This is a genomic window from Klenkia brasiliensis (assembly GCF_900100695.1).
GTDB lineage: Bacteria > Actinomycetota > Actinomycetes > Mycobacteriales > Geodermatophilaceae > Klenkia > Klenkia brasiliensis.
Genome location: NZ_FNCF01000005.1, coordinates 174,055 through 187,415, shown reverse-complemented (window position 1 = coordinate 187,415; position 13,361 = coordinate 174,055). Strand labels below are relative to the sequence as shown.

At 73.9% G+C, this 13,361-nt stretch carries 15 protein-coding genes; 5 read left to right on the top strand and 10 right to left on the bottom strand.

Annotated features, from left to right (window positions below; genetic code table 11):
- Window positions 1-82: 82 nt before the first annotated feature.
- Together BLT39_RS16130 and BLT39_RS16125 are read left to right on the top strand one after the other, a co-directional pair.
- Window positions 83-934: a DUF4397 domain-containing protein gene (locus tag BLT39_RS16130; RefSeq protein ID WP_242658478.1), complete on the top strand. Its 852-nt coding sequence runs from the start codon at window positions 83-85 to the stop codon at window positions 932-934.
- Window positions 935-1,002: 68 nt separating this feature from the next.
- Window positions 1,003-1,596, top strand: a complete 594-nt coding sequence (locus tag BLT39_RS16125; RefSeq protein WP_242658477.1) for a class F sortase — start codon at window positions 1,003-1,005, stop codon at window positions 1,594-1,596.
- Here BLT39_RS16125 and BLT39_RS16120 read toward each other — a convergent pair.
- The 4 genes from BLT39_RS16120 to BLT39_RS16105 all read right to left on the bottom strand — a co-directional run bounded on the left by BLT39_RS16120 (window position 1,590) and on the right by BLT39_RS16105 (window position 5,268).
- Entirely contained in the window at window positions 1,590-1,889 is a 300-nt protein-coding gene (locus BLT39_RS16120; RefSeq protein WP_091065736.1) for a hypothetical protein, read from the bottom strand. The genes BLT39_RS16125 and BLT39_RS16120 overlap by 7 nt on opposite strands.
- A 13-nt stretch (window positions 1,890-1,902) precedes the next feature.
- Complete coding sequence (locus BLT39_RS16115; RefSeq protein WP_091065732.1) at window positions 1,903-3,684, bottom strand: 3-hydroxyacyl-CoA dehydrogenase family protein; 1,782 nt, start codon at window positions 3,682-3,684, stop codon at window positions 1,903-1,905.
- A 107-nt stretch (window positions 3,685-3,791) separates the two neighbouring features.
- A complete protein-coding gene (nucS, locus tag BLT39_RS16110) occupies window positions 3,792-4,463 on the bottom strand; it encodes an endonuclease NucS (protein ID WP_091065729.1) in 672 nt (223 codons plus the stop codon).
- A 37-nt stretch (window positions 4,464-4,500) separates the two neighbouring features.
- A complete protein-coding gene (locus tag BLT39_RS16105) occupies window positions 4,501-5,268 on the bottom strand; it encodes an enoyl-CoA hydratase-related protein (protein ID WP_091065725.1) in 768 nt (255 codons plus the stop codon).
- 64 nt (window positions 5,269-5,332) lie between these two features.
- Here BLT39_RS16105 and BLT39_RS16100 point away from each other — a divergent pair, with 64 nt between their 5' ends.
- Entirely contained in the window at window positions 5,333-6,058 is a 726-nt protein-coding gene (locus BLT39_RS16100) for a YqjF family protein (RefSeq protein ID WP_207508057.1), read from the top strand.
- A gap of 6 nt (window positions 6,059-6,064) precedes the next feature.
- On the opposite strand, the gene BLT39_RS16095 is transcribed toward BLT39_RS16100, so the two are convergent.
- A complete protein-coding gene (locus tag BLT39_RS16095; RefSeq protein WP_091065721.1) occupies window positions 6,065-8,074 on the bottom strand; it encodes a protein meaA in 2,010 nt (669 codons plus the stop codon).
- A 98-nt stretch (window positions 8,075-8,172) separates the two neighbouring features.
- Between BLT39_RS16095 and BLT39_RS16090 the strand changes: the two genes are divergently transcribed.
- Window positions 8,173-8,496, top strand: coding sequence for a hypothetical protein (locus BLT39_RS16090; RefSeq protein ID WP_091065715.1), 324 nt, complete (start codon window positions 8,173-8,175; stop codon window positions 8,494-8,496).
- Between the two features lie 7 nt (window positions 8,497-8,503).
- On the opposite strand, the gene murA is transcribed toward BLT39_RS16090, so the two are convergent.
- A complete protein-coding gene (murA, locus tag BLT39_RS16085) occupies window positions 8,504-9,793 on the bottom strand; it encodes a UDP-N-acetylglucosamine 1-carboxyvinyltransferase (RefSeq protein ID WP_091065712.1) in 1,290 nt (429 codons plus the stop codon).
- Window positions 9,794-9,832: 39 nt separating this feature from the next.
- Between murA and BLT39_RS16080 the strand changes: the two genes are divergently transcribed.
- Window positions 9,833-10,444 (top strand): cob(I)yrinic acid a,c-diamide adenosyltransferase, encoded by a 612-nt coding sequence (locus tag BLT39_RS16080; RefSeq protein ID WP_091065709.1) that lies wholly within the window; start codon window positions 9,833-9,835, stop codon window positions 10,442-10,444.
- Here BLT39_RS16080 and BLT39_RS16075 read toward each other — a convergent pair.
- The 4 genes from BLT39_RS16075 to atpD form a co-directional block, all read right to left on the bottom strand.
- On the bottom strand, window positions 10,441-10,845 hold the full coding sequence (locus BLT39_RS16075) for a DUF2550 domain-containing protein (protein ID WP_091065705.1): 405 nt from the start codon (window positions 10,843-10,845) through the stop codon (window positions 10,441-10,443). The two genes, BLT39_RS16080 and BLT39_RS16075, sit on opposite strands and share 4 nt — an antisense overlap.
- Before the next feature lie 34 nt (window positions 10,846-10,879).
- Entirely contained in the window at window positions 10,880-11,272 is a 393-nt protein-coding gene (locus BLT39_RS16070) for a F0F1 ATP synthase subunit epsilon (protein WP_091065703.1), read from the bottom strand.
- A gap of 89 nt (window positions 11,273-11,361) precedes the next feature.
- Window positions 11,362-11,580, bottom strand: a complete 219-nt coding sequence (locus BLT39_RS16065) for a hypothetical protein (protein ID WP_131801498.1) — start codon at window positions 11,578-11,580, stop codon at window positions 11,362-11,364.
- Between the two features lie 312 nt (window positions 11,581-11,892).
- On the bottom strand, window positions 11,893-13,335 hold the full coding sequence (gene atpD / locus BLT39_RS16060; protein ID WP_091065697.1) for a F0F1 ATP synthase subunit beta: 1,443 nt from the start codon (window positions 13,333-13,335) through the stop codon (window positions 11,893-11,895).
- Window positions 13,336-13,361: the final 26 nt, after the last annotated feature.

Sequence of the window (13,361 nt, the reverse complement as noted above, 5' to 3'; positions counted from 1 at the left end):
GGACCGGCCGCCCGACTGGCGGGGGCGTGACGGATCGGTACGGTGGCCCGCAGTACTCCGGTCATCACCCTGGGAGAGACCCGTGGCCCTCCGGCGCAGCCTGTCGCTCGTCCTGCTCACCACGGTGGCGCTGCTGGTCGGGGGCACCTCCGCCGCGGGCGCCGCCGACGACGGCATGCTCCGGCTGGCGCACCTGAGCCCGGACACCCCCTCCGTGGACGTCTACGTCGACTCCGTGTCCAGCCCCGACACCGGCATCGTGCTGACCGGCGTCGGCTACGGCACCGTGTCGGGCTACCAGTCGGTCCCCGCGGGCACCTACACCGTCTCGATGCGCTCGGCCGGTGCGCCCGCGACCTCGGCCCCGGTGCTGTCCACCACGGTGACCGTCGACCCCGGCACCGCCTTCACCGTCGCCGGCGTGGGCACCTTCGCCCAGCTGGGCCTGACCGTGCTGGACGACGACCTCACCCCGCCGGCCGCGGGCCAGGCCCGCGCCCGCGTGGTCAACGCCTCCCAGACCCTCACGCCGGCCTCGGTGAAGCTCGCCGACGGGCCCACCCTCTCCCCCGACCTCGCCTTCCCCGACCTCACCGACTACGTCTCGGTCCCCGGCGGGCAGACGTCGCTGCAGGTCGCCGGCGGCTCCGGCGCGCCGACCGACCTCCCGGTGGACCTGGCCGGCGGCTCGTCCTACACGGTGCTGCTGCTCGACGGCGACTCCGGGGTGCAGGTGCAGACCGTGCTCGACGCGGCCAGCCCGGGCGTCGTCCCCACCGGCGGCGTGGAGGCCGGTGGCGGCGGCGCGGCCGGGTCGGGCCCCGTGCCGCTGGCCCTGGGTGCGGTCGCCGTGCTGGCCATGCTCGGCTCGGTGCTCGCCGCCGGCCGGCGCCTCCCCGGTCGGCGCACCGCGCCCCGGCACGCCGCGCACTGAGCGCCCAGCCGGCGGTCCCCGACCGCGACGCGTCCCCGCGGCGGCACCGGCACCGGCGTCGCCGGCCGGTGCTCACCGCCCTGCGGTGGACGCTCGCGGTGGTGGCCGTCGTCGCCGGCACGGTGGCGCTGCTGCAGCCCGCCGCGCCCGACGCCGAGCCCGTCGGCGCGGTCGGCCCGCCGGCCCCGGTGGTCACCGCGGTGGGCACGGGCAGCCCGACGGCCCCGGCCCCGATCTCGGTGGCCGTGCCCAGCGTCGACCTGTCCAGCAGCCTGGTGCCGATCGGCGTGGACACGACCGGCGCGCTGGTCCCGCCCGCTGACTACGCGCAGGCCGGGTGGTTCGCGCAGGGCGTGGCACCCGGCGAGGTGGGCCCGGCGGTGCTCGCCGGGCACGTGGACTCCCGGTCGGGGCCGGCGGTGTTCTGGGGCCTGGAGGACATCCAGGTCGGTGCGCAGGTGCTGGTGGGGCGGGCCGACGGCAGCACGCTGACCTTCACCGTGACCCGGGTCGCCGAGTACCCCAAGACGGCGTTCGCGACCCAGGAGGTCTACGGGCCCACCGTCGACGCGCAGCTGCGGCTGATCACCTGCGGCGGGGAGTTCGACCGGTCCCGGCGCAGCTACACCGACAACGTGGTGGTCTACGCGACCCTTCAGTGACGGCGGTCGCGGGCCCGCCAGCAGGCGGTGTGCCAGTGCCGGCGCTGGTCCACCGAGGACTCGGTGTCCCAGGGATCGAGGTCGGAGTCGCGGGCGTAGACCGGCCAGGCCACCACGTGCGGGGTGCCCGGCCGGATCTCCTGGTCGCAGCCCGGGCAGCGGTAGGCCCGGGTGCTGGCCGCACCGGTGACCGGGCGCACCACCCAGTCGCCGTCCTCGGCGCTCTCCACCGGCTGGGGCCGGGACAGCGGCGGCCGGGCACCTGCGTGCGGCCGCCGCCGTCCTCTGCCCATCTCGGGTGCGAGATTACCGGCGGGCGTGCTCCCGGAACCCGCGACCGGTCTTGCGGCCCAGGTAGCCGGCGGTGACCAGGTGCTCCAGCAGCGGGGCCGGGGCGAAGCCGGGCTCGCGGAACTCGGTGTAGAGCTCCCGCTCGATGGCCAGCGAGACGTCCAGGCCGACGGTGTCCAGCAGCTCGAAGGGGCCCATCGGGTAGCCGCAGCCGACCTTCATCGCGGCGTCGATGTCGTCGGCGGTGGCGTAGTGGGCCTGCAGCATCCGCACCGCGTCGTTGAGGTAGGGGAACAGCAGCGCGTTGACGATGAACCCCGACCGGTCGGTGCAGGACACCGCGTGCTTGCCCAGCTGCTGGCAGACCGCGTGCGCGGTGGCCGCGACGTCGTCGGCGGTGGCCACGGTGGAGACCACCTCGACCAGCTTCATGACCGTGGCCGGGTTGAAGAAGTGCAGGCCCACGACGTCGGCGGGGCGGCCGCTGGCCTGCGCGCACTCGATGACCGGCAGGGAGGACGTCGTGGTGGCGAGCACGGCACCGGGCTTGCAGATCCGGCCGAGCTCGGCGAACAGCTCCTGCTTGACCGCGAGGGACTCCACGACGGCCTCGACCACCAGGTCGACGTCGGCCAGGTCCGCGCGGTCGGTGGTGCCGGTCAGCCGGGCCAGCACGGCGGCCTTGCCGTCCTCGTCGAGCTTGCCGCGGGTGACCTGCTTGTCCAGGCTCTTCCCGATCGCGGCGAGCACGCCCTCGACCTTGTCCGGGGTGCGGGCGACGAACAGGGTGTCGTAGCCGGCCTTGGCGAAGACCTCGATCATCCCGGTGGCCATCGTCCCCGAGCCGGCCAGCCCGACGGTGCGCACCGGTCGCGCACCCTCGGCCGCGCCGCCGGGGGTGGGGGTCTGCGCGTCGGGGACGACCTCGGCGGAGTCCCGTCCGGCGTAGGTGTAGAAGCCGCGGCCGGTCTTGCGGCCCAGCAGCCCGGCCGTCATCAGCTGCTTGATGATCGGGCTGGGGGCGTGCAGCCGGTCGCGCGACTGCTTGTACATCGTGTCGAGGATCTCGTAGGCGGTGTCGATGCCGATGAGGTCCATCAGCGCCAGCGGGCCCATGGGCAGCCCGCAGCCCAACCGCATGGCCGCGTCGATGTCCTCGCGGCTGGCGTACCGGGCCTCGTACATCGACACGGCGTGGTTGAGGTAGCCGAACAGCAGCGCGTTGGCGATGAAGCCGGCCTTGTCGCCCACCGTCACGTCGGTCTTGCCCAGCCGCTCGGCCAGCGCCTCGACGTCGGCGATGACCGACGGCTCGGTGACCACGGTGCTGATGACCTCGACCAGCTTCATGACCGGCGCCGGGTTGAAGAAGTGCATCCCGATGACCTTGCTGGGCCGGCCGGTGGCGACACTGAGCTCGGTGACCGACAGGCTCGAGGTGTTGGTCGCCAGGATCGTGTCCGGCGGGCAGATCTTGTCCAGCCGGGCGAGGACCTCGGTCTTGAGCTCCATCCGCTCGGGGACCGCCTCGATGACCAGCTCGACCTCGGCCAGGTCGTCCAGCGAGGTGGACCAGCGCACCCGGGACAGCACCACGTCGCGCTCGGCGGCGTCGAGCTTGCCGCGCTGGACGGCCTTGTCGGTGGACTGCTCCAGGTGGCCCCGACCGCGCTCGAGGGCCTCGTCGGAGACCTCCACGGCGGTCACGTCCAGGCCGGCCCGCGCGAGCACCTCGGTGATGCCCGCACCCATCGTGCCCAGGCCCACGACCCCGACCTGACTGAGTTCTCTGGCCACGCTGCCGCTCCCTCGTCCCCGGCGCGACCTCGTCGTCGCACCCCGGTCCGGCGAGTCTGCCAGAGCTGGTTACCGGCCGGTAACCACCGCGGGCCGTGAAGCGGGTCTCAGAACAGCCGCTGCGTCGGGTCGTCGGTGCCCTTGAGGACGGCGTAGTCCACGGTCAGGCACTCGATGCCGCGGTCGCGGGCGAGCACCCGGGCCTGCGGCTTGATCTCCTGCGCGGCGAACACGCCCTTGACCGGGGCCAGCAGGGGGTCGCGGTTGAGCAGCTCGAGGTAGCGGGTCAGCTGCTCGACGCCGTCGATCTCCCCGCGCCGCTTCACCTCCACCGCGACCGTCGTCCCCCGGTCGTCGCGGCAGAGCAGGTCCACCGGGCCGATCGCCGTGGGGTACTCGCGGCGCACCAGCTGCCAGCCCGGGCCGAAGGTCTCCACGTGCAGCGCCAGCAGCCGCTGCAGCTCGGCCTCGACGCCGTCCTTCTGCAGGCCGGGGTCGACCCCGAGCTCGTGCCGGACGTCGTGCAGCACCTCGTCGATGGTGATGATCAGCTGCTCGCCGGCCTTGTTGGTGACCGTCCAGGTGCCGGCGCCGTCGACCAGCTCGTCCTTGAGCGTGCAGGGCGGGCTCATCCAGTTCAGCGGCTTGTAGGCCCGGTCGTCGGCGTGCACCGACACCGAGCCGTCGGCCTTGACCAGCAGCAGCCGGGTCGCGGTGGGCAGGTGGGCGGTGAGGCGGCCGACGTAGTCGACCGAGCACGTCGCGATGACCAGGCGCACGGGCGCCGACGCTACCGCGCCCGCCCGGGCGGGCCCGTCAGTCGGTCCAGTGCGGCTGCCGCTTGCCCAGGAAGGCCGCCATGCCCTCGCGCGCGCCGTCCAGCTGCGAGGAGGCGGCCATCGTCTCGACCGCCTGCAGGTAGGCGTCGGCCTCGGGCCGGTCCAGCTGGGCGTACAGCGCCTGCTTGCCCCACGCCTTGGACGCCCGCGAGCCCCGGGTCGCCCGGTGCACCAGGTCGGCGACGGCGGCGTCCAGCTCGTCGTCGGGGACCACCCGGTTGACCAGGCCCCAGTCCAGCGCCGTCCGGGCGTCGACGACGTCCCCGGTCAGCGCCAGCTCCATCGCCCGCTTGCGGCCGACGCTCCGCGCGATCGGCACCATCGGGGTGTGGCAGAACCAGCCGCCCTTGCCGCCGGGCGCGGCGAAGCCGGCCGACTCGGCGGCCACCGCCAGGTCGCAGGAGGCCACGAGCTGGGCGCCGGCCGCGGTGGCCAGCGCGTGCACCCGGGCGACGACGACCTGCGGCACCTCGTGCAGGGTCTGCATCAGCTCGGTGCACAGCGCCAGCAGCGACCGGACGTCGGCCAGCGGCGCCCCCGCCACGTCGGCGAAGTCGTGCCCGGCGCTGAACACCGGGCCCTCGGCGGCAATGACCAGCGCGGTCGCGTCGGTGGCGGCCACGGCGCGGACGGCGGCCAGCAGCTGGGTCAGGTGGTCCCGGGACAGCGCGTTGCGCCTCTCGGGCCGGCACAGGGTGACCGTGACGACGTCGTCGACGCGCTCCGTGCGCGGGGGCCGGCTCATGGGTGCGACCCCACCACGCGCAGGTCACGGTGTCGAGTGCCGCGGGGCCGGGCATGCAGCGCCCGTGGACCCAGAACCGGTCACCCCCCTCGCGCCGCGCCCGGTCACCCGGACCGTCTTCACCCAGGGCTGGGCCGACCTCGCCTTCCTGCACTGGGCGGTGGACCCCGCCCTGGTCGCCCCGCACCTGCCGCCCGGCACCCGGCCCGACACCCTGGACGGCGCCACCTACGTCGGCCTCATCCCGTTCCGGATGCGCCGGATCGGCTTCTTCGGCCTGCCGGGGCTGCCCTACCTGGGGTCCTTCGCCGAGACCAACGTGCGGCTGTACTCCGTCGACGAGCGGGGACGGAGGGGCGTGGTGTTCTCCTCGCTGGAGGCCGACCGGTTGCTGCCGGTGCTGGCCGCCCGCTGGGTGGCCCGGCTGCCCTACACGTTCGCGGCGATGTCGGTCGCCCGCGACGGCGACGTGGTGACCTACACGTCGCGGCGCCGCTGGCCCGGCCCGCGCGGGGCGCACAGCCGGATCGCGGTCCGGGTCGGCGACCGGGTCGCCGAGCCCGGACCGCTGGAGCGCTTCCTGACCTCCCGGTGGGGGCTGCACCGCGGGTTCCTCGGCCGCACCGCCTACTGGCCCAACGAGCACCCGGAGTGGCCGCTGCACCGGGCGGAGCTCGTCGACCTGTCCGAGGACCTCACCGCCGCCGCCGGGGTGCCCGTGCAGGGCGCCCCGGACAGCGTGCTGTGGACGCCCGGCGTCCCGGTGCGGTTCGGTCCCTGGACCCGCTGACCGCGGCTAGGCCGGGACGGGCGCGTCCAGCCCGTTCGCCTCGCGGACGACGTCGACGATCTGGCCCATGATGTCGGTCATCCCGAAGTCCTTCGGGGTGAAGACGCGGGCCACGCCCTGCTCCCGCAGCCGCCGCGCGTCGCCGTCGGGCACGATGCCGCCGACCACCACGGGGACGTCGTCCAGCCCGGCCTCCTTCAGGCCGGCCAGCACGGCGGGCACCACCTGCAGGTGCGAGCCCGACAGCACCGACAGGCCGACCACGTGCACGTCCTCCTCGACCGCGGCCGACACGATCTGCGCCGGGGTCAGCCGGATGCCCTGGTAGACGACCTCGAAGCCGGCGTCGCGCGCCCGCACGGCGATCTGCTCGGCGCCGTTGGAGTGCCCGTCCAGACCCGGCTTGCCGACCAGCAGCCTCAGCCGCCCGCCGAGCTCCTCCCCGGTCGCCCGGACCCGCTCCCGGACGTCGGTGAGCGAGCCGTCGGCCTCGCCGGTGGCCGCCGCCGAGACCCCGGTGGGGGCGCGGTACTCGCCGAACACCTCGCGCAGCGCGCCGGCCCACTCCCCCGTGGTGACGCCCACCCGCACGCAGGCCAGCGTCGCGGCCACCAGGTTCTCGTCGGTGCCGGCGACCCGCCGGAGCTCGTCGAGGGCCTGGGCCACCGCGGCGTCGTCGCGGTCGGCCCGCCAGGCGCGCAGGGCCTCCTGGGCCGCGGCCTCGACGGCGGGGTCGACGGTCTGGATGGCGGTGTCGAGGTCGGCGGTGAGCGGGTTGGGCTCGGTGGACTCGAACCTGTTGACCCCGACGACGACGTCCTCGCCGCTCTCCATCCGGCGGCGCCGCTCGGCCAGCGAGGCGACCAGCTGGCCCTTCATGTAACCGGACTCGACGGCCGCGACCGCGCCGCCCATCTCCTCGACCCGGGCCATCTCGGCCCGGGCACCCTCGACCAGCTCGGCGACCTTGGCCTCGACCACGACCGAGCCGGTGAACAGGTCGTCGTGCTCGAGGAGGTCGGTCTCGTAGGCCAGCACCTGCTGCAGCCGCAGCGACCACTGCTGGTCCCACGGCCGGGGCAGGCCCAGCGCCTCGTTCCACGCCGGCAGCTGCACGGCGCGGGCGCGGGCGTCCTTGGACAGGGTCACCGCCAGCATCTCCAGCACGATGCGCTGCACGTTGTTCTCCGGCTGCGCCTCGGTCAGGCCCAGGGAGTTGACCTGCACGCCGTAGCGGAAGCGGCGGTGCTTGGGGTCGGCCACGCCGTAGCGCTCACGGGTCAGCTCGTCCCACAGCTGGGTGAAGGCGCGCATCTTGCACATCTCCTCCACGAACCGGACGCCGGCGTTGACGAAGAACGACATCCGGGCGACCACGTCGCCGAAGCGCTCCTGGGGCACCTGCCCGGAGTCGCGGACGGAGTCCAGGACGGCGATCGCGGTGCTCATGGCGTAGGCGATCTCCTGCACCGGCGTGGCCCCGGCCTCCTGCAGGTGGTAGCTGCAGATGTTGATCGGGTTCCACTTGGGCATCGCCGTCACGGTGTGGGCCACCATGTCGGTGATCAGCCGCATGCTGGGCGCCGGCGGGAACACGTAGGTGCCTCGCGACAGGTACTCCTTGACGATGTCGTTCTGCGTGGTGCCGGCCAGCGCCGCGACGTCGGCGCCCTGCTCCTCGGCGACCACCTGGTACAGCGCCAGCAGCCACATGGCCGTGGCGTTGATGGTCATCGAGGTGTTCATCTCGCCCAGCGGGATGCCGTCGAAGAGGGCGCGCATGTCGCCCAGGTGGCTGACCGGCACACCGACCTTGCCCACCTCACCGGCGGCCAGCTCGTCGTCGGGGTCGTACCCGGTCTGGGTCGGCAGGTCGAAGGCCACCGAGAGGCCGGTCTGGCCCTTGGCCAGGTTGCGGCGGTACAGGGCGTTGGACTCGGCCGGGGAGGAGTGGCCCGCGTACGTGCGCATCACCCACGGGCGGTCCCGGTCCTTCGGCGCTGAAGGGGTCGGCATGTCCGCGGAGTGTAGGGCTACTGGCCGGTAACCACAGTGTCGTGCTGCTCACGCGGTGGCACACTCGGTTGCATCCCGCACACCCAGGAGGAGCACCCGTGCCCATCGACGCCGGCAGCCTGCACTACGCCGTGGGTCCGGTGATCGCGTTCATCGTGCTGGCGATCATCGCGGTCTTCCTGCGCTGGGCGTTCGCCTCCTCCACCCCGGGGAAGGCGCGGCGCTCCCCCGCCGAGGACGGCCTGCTGACCCGGGTGGCGACGCTGACCCGCAAGGAGTCCGCGCTGGCGCTGCGGGCGGTGCTGTCCGACGCCGGCATCCGCTCGACGGTGCGCTTCCCCGCGCCGCACCGGGCCGACGTCCTGGTGTTCCCCGAGGACGCCGACCGCGCCCGCGCCCTGGCGGGGACGTTCCAGAGCTGACCGCGGCTCAGTCGCGGTCGCGGTGGGTGCGCTCGATGGTCGCGCCCAGCCCGCGCAGCTGCTCCACGAAGTCGGGGTAGCCGCGGTCGACGTGGTGCACGTCGGCGACCTCGGTGACGCCGTCGCTGCACAGCCCGGCCAGCACCAGCCCGGCCCCGGCCCGGATGTCGGTGGCCAGCACCGGGGCGCTGGAGAGCCGCTCGCGCCCGCGGACCACGGCGTGGTGGCCGTCGATGCGCACGTCGCCGCCGAGCCGGACCAGCTCGTTGACGAACATGAACCGGCCCTCGAACACGTTCTCGGTGATCAGCGCGGTGCCGCTGGAGACCGCGGCCAGCGCGACGGCCATCGGCTGCAGGTCGGTCGGGAAGCCCGGGAAGGGCAGGGTGACGACGTCGACCGCGGCGGGCCGCTCGGCCATCGCCACCCGCACGCCGCCCTCGACCTCCTCGACGGTGGCGCCGGCGATCCGCAGCTTGTCCAGCGCGACCGACAGGTGCTCGGGCACCGCGCGCTCGACCACCACGTCGCCCCGGGTCATCACCGCACCGATCGCCCAGGTCCCGGCCACGATCCGGTCGGGCACCGTGGTGTGGGTGACCGGGTGCAGCTCGGTCACGCCCTCCACGGTGATGGTCGAGGAGCCGGCGCCGGAGATCCGGGCGCCCATCTCGGTGAGCATCGTGCAGATGTCGACGATCTCGGGCTCCCGCGCGGCGTTGTCCACCACCGTGGTGCCCTCGGCCAGCACGGCGGCCATCACCAGGTTCTCGGTCGCCCCGACCGACGGGAAGTCCAGCCAGATGGAGGTGCCCACCAGCCGCGGTGCGGTGGCGATGAGGAAGCCGTGCTCGCTGTGCACGGTGGCGCCCAGCCGCTCCAGGCCAGCCACGTGCATGTCCAGGCCGCGGGAGCCGATCGCGTCACCGCCGGGCAGCGCGACCTTGGCCTGCCCGCACCGGGCGACCAGCGGGCCCAGCACGCTGATGGAGGCGCGCATCCGGCGGACGAGGTCGTAGTCGGTCTCGCTGGAGGGGTTCTCGGGGACGTCGACGACCACCCGGCCGCCCCCGCCGCCGCGGCCGTCGGTGTAGCGCTGGAACTCCACCCCGCAGCCCAGCCGGCGCAGCACCTCGCTCATGATGGCCACGTCGAGGATGTCGGGGACCTCCTCGATGGTGGTCCGGCCGCTGGCCAGCAGGGCGGCCGCCATGAGCTTGAGCGCGCTGTTCTTCGCGCCGGTCACCCGCACGCGCCCGCGCAGCGACGTCCCACCGGTCACCTCGAAGCAGTCCACCGCACAACCCTAGACGCGCGGTCTGCATAGGCTGCGGGCATGACCGTCCGGCTCACCCGCATCTACACCAGGACCGGTGACGCCGGTGAGACCCACCTCGGCGACATGAGCCGGGTGACCAAGACCGACCCGCGGCTGGTCGCCTACGCCGACGTCGACGAGACCAACTCGGTGATCGGTGTCGCGCTGGCGCTCGGTGCGCCGCCCGCCGAGCTCACCGACCTGCTCCGCAGCGTGCAGAACGACCTGTTCGACGTCGGGGCCGACCTGTGCACCCCGATCACGCCGGACCCGGAGTTCCCGCCGCTGCGGGTCACCCCGGCCTACACCGAGCGGCTCGAGGCCGCCTGCGACCGGCACAACGAGGCCCTCCCGAAGCTGGCCTCGTTCATCCTGCCCGGGGGCACCCCGCTGGCCGCGCTGCTGCACCAGGCCCGCACCGTCGCGCGGCGCGCCGAGCGCAGCGTCTGGGCGCTGCTGCAGGCCGACGGCGAGCGCACCAACGCGGAGACGGCGAAGTACCTCAACCGGCTCTCGGACCTGCTGTTCATCCTGTCCCGCGAGGCCAACCCCGGCGGCGACGTGCTGTGGGAGCCCGGTGCGCACAGCGGCGCGCACGCCCAGCGCGCGGCGATGCAGCAGGGCGACTAGCGCCCCAGCGGCGGGGCCGACTCGATCCAGGACAGGAAGCCGGTCACCGTCGAGGGGTCCATCGCCAGCTCCTGCGGCCCGGCCCCGGTGCGGCAGATGAGCACCTGGCTGTCGTCGGGCACCGCGCCGTCCTCGACCGTCGGGCGGCGCCGGCCCTCGACGTGGAACTCGCTGCGGCACAGCCGCTGGGTCGGGCGGACCGACAGCGACAGCGCGCGGTACCAGAGCAGCTGCTCGCCGGAGTACCAGGCGACGCCCACCGACCACCGCGGGGCACCGACCGGGCGCAGCCACATGGTGACCGCCCCCAGGCCGGAGAGCAGGAAGCGGCGGCGCAGCAGGAAGGTCGCCGCCACCGCGACCACGGCCACCGCCAGCAGGACGAGCAGGGCGGTGGTCATCGTCGTCGTCCCGGCCGCCGGCCCGCCCGCTGCCTCAGGCCGCCTGGCCCGCCGCGCGCAGGCGGGACTGGGCCCGGCGGGCGGCGGCGAGGGTGTCCTCGTCGTCGTCGGAGGCGGACTCGGCGCGACGCAGGGCCTCGCGGGCCCGCTCGACGTCGATCTCGGTCGAGATCTCGGCGGTCTCGGCCAGGATCGACACACCCTGCTCGGTGACCGAGAGGAAGCCGCCGTGCGCGGCGACCACGAGGTCCTCGCCGCCCTCGACGCGGATGGTCACGACGCCGCCGGGGGCCAGCTCGCCCAGCAGCGGGGCGTGCCCGGGCAGGACGCCGAGCTCGCCCTCGGTGGTGCGGGCGATCACCATCGTCGCCTCGCCGGACCAGATCCGGCGCTCGACGGCCACGAGCTCGACCTGCAGGGTCGCCACGACACTCCTCGGGGTCCACCGGTCTGGCCGGTGCGCTGGTCGCCTACCGGCGACGGGTCGGCCCCATCCTACCGGGGGCTGTGCGGCGGCTAGACGCCGCGGCGGTAGAGCAGGGTCCAGCGGCCCAGCCGGACCAGCGGCCGGCGCACGACGGAGCTGGGCGCCCACTCGTCGATGTCGAAGCGGGGGGTGTCCGCCGGCGGCGGCGGGGCGTAGGGCGGCCAGCACCAGTCGGCGTCGACGGCCGGCAGCGGGGCCGACGGGTGCTCCCCGGCGTCGAGGGCCACAGCCGGCTCGGGCACGGCCACGGGCGCACCGAGGGCCGGGGACGCTCCGGGGTGCGGGCTGTCGTCCACGCTGGTTCTCCTGCCGTGCACCGGGGTCGTCCCGGCGCTCTCTCCCTGATCATCGGACCCACCACGGCCCCGCGCGAGGGCAGACGGCGACCACCACCCGGACGGGTGGTGGACGGAGTCGGTGGGTGGGGGTCGAGGACGCCGCGCCGCGACCTCGGCGTCGATGCTAGTGGGGCCCGTGGGGCGGCGCCGGACGGGCCCGGGACGACGACGGCCGGGCACCCCCGTGGGGGTACCCGGCCGTCGTGGGACCGCGCGGTGCGACTACCTGGTCAGCTTGGCCGCGTTCGCCTCGAGGTCCTCGAGGCCACCGCACATGAAGAACGCCTGCTCGGGGACGTGGTCGTACTCGCCCTCGGTGAGCGCCTTGAACGCCTGCAGCGTCTCCGACAGCGGGACGAAGGAGCCCGGCTGCCCGGTGAAGGCCTCGGCCACGAACATGTTCTGGGAGAGGAACCGCTCGATGCGGCGGGCCCGGTTCACGGTGACCTTGTCCTCCTCACCGAGCTCGTCGATGCCGAGGATCGCGATGATGTCCTGCAGCTCCTGGTAGCGCTGCAGGATCCGCTTGACCTCCGACGCGATGTCGTAGTGCTCCTGGCCCACGTACTGCGCGTCGAGGATCCGGCTGGTGGAGTCCAGCGGGTCGACGGCGGGGTAGATGCCCTTCTCCGAGATCGGCCGCGACAGGTTCGTCGTGGCGTCCAGGTGGGCGAACGTGGTGTGCGGCGCCGGGTCGGTGATGTCGTCGGCGGGCACGTAGATCGCCTGCAGCGAGGTGATGGACCGACCCCGGGTCGAGGTGATCCGCTCCTGCAGCTCGCCCATCTCGTCGGCCAGGGTCGGCTGGTAGCCCACCGCGGAGGGCATGCGGCCCAGCAGGGTGGACACCTCGGACCCGGCCTGGGTGAACCGGAAGATGTTGTCGATGAAGAGGAGGACGTCCTGGTCCTTCTCGTCGCGGAAGTACTCCGCCATCGTCAGCGCCGACAGGGCCACGCGCAGCCGGGTGCCCGGGGGCTCGTCCATCTGGCCGAAGACCAGCGCGGTCGAGTTGATGACGCCGGACTCGGTCATCTCGGTGATGAGGTCGTTGCCCTCGCGGGTGCGCTCGCCGACACCGGCGAACACCGACACGCCACCGAACTCCTGGGCGACGCGGCGGATCATCTCCTGGATGAGGACGGTCTTGCCCACGCCGGCCCCGCCGAACAGGCCGATCTTGCCGCCCTTGATGTAGGGGGTCAGCAGGTCGATGACCTTGATGCCGGTCTCCAGCATCTCGGTGCGGCCCTCGAGCTGGTCGAACTTCGGCGCGTGCCGGTGGATCGTCCAGCGCTCGCCGTCGGCGCCGTGGCCGGGCTCGTCCAGGCACACGCCGAGGGCGTTGAACACGTGCCCGGTGACCTGGTCGCCGACCGGGACCGAGATGGCCGAGCCGGTGTCGCGGACCTCGGCCCCGCGGACCAGGCCGTCGGTGGGCTCCATCGAGATGGTGCGCACGACGTTGTCGCCGAGGTGCTGGGCGACCTCGAGGGTCAGGGTCTTGCCCAGGTCGGCGAGGGTGACGTCGACGTGCAGGGCGTTGAACAGCTCGGGCATCGAGTCCCGGGGGAACTCGACGTCGACGACCGGGCCGGTGACCCGGACGACGCGGCCGGAGCCGGTGGTCTCGCTCGTGCTCGGACGGTCCTCGGTGAGGGTCATCGCTGGTTCTCCTGGCTGGTGGTGGA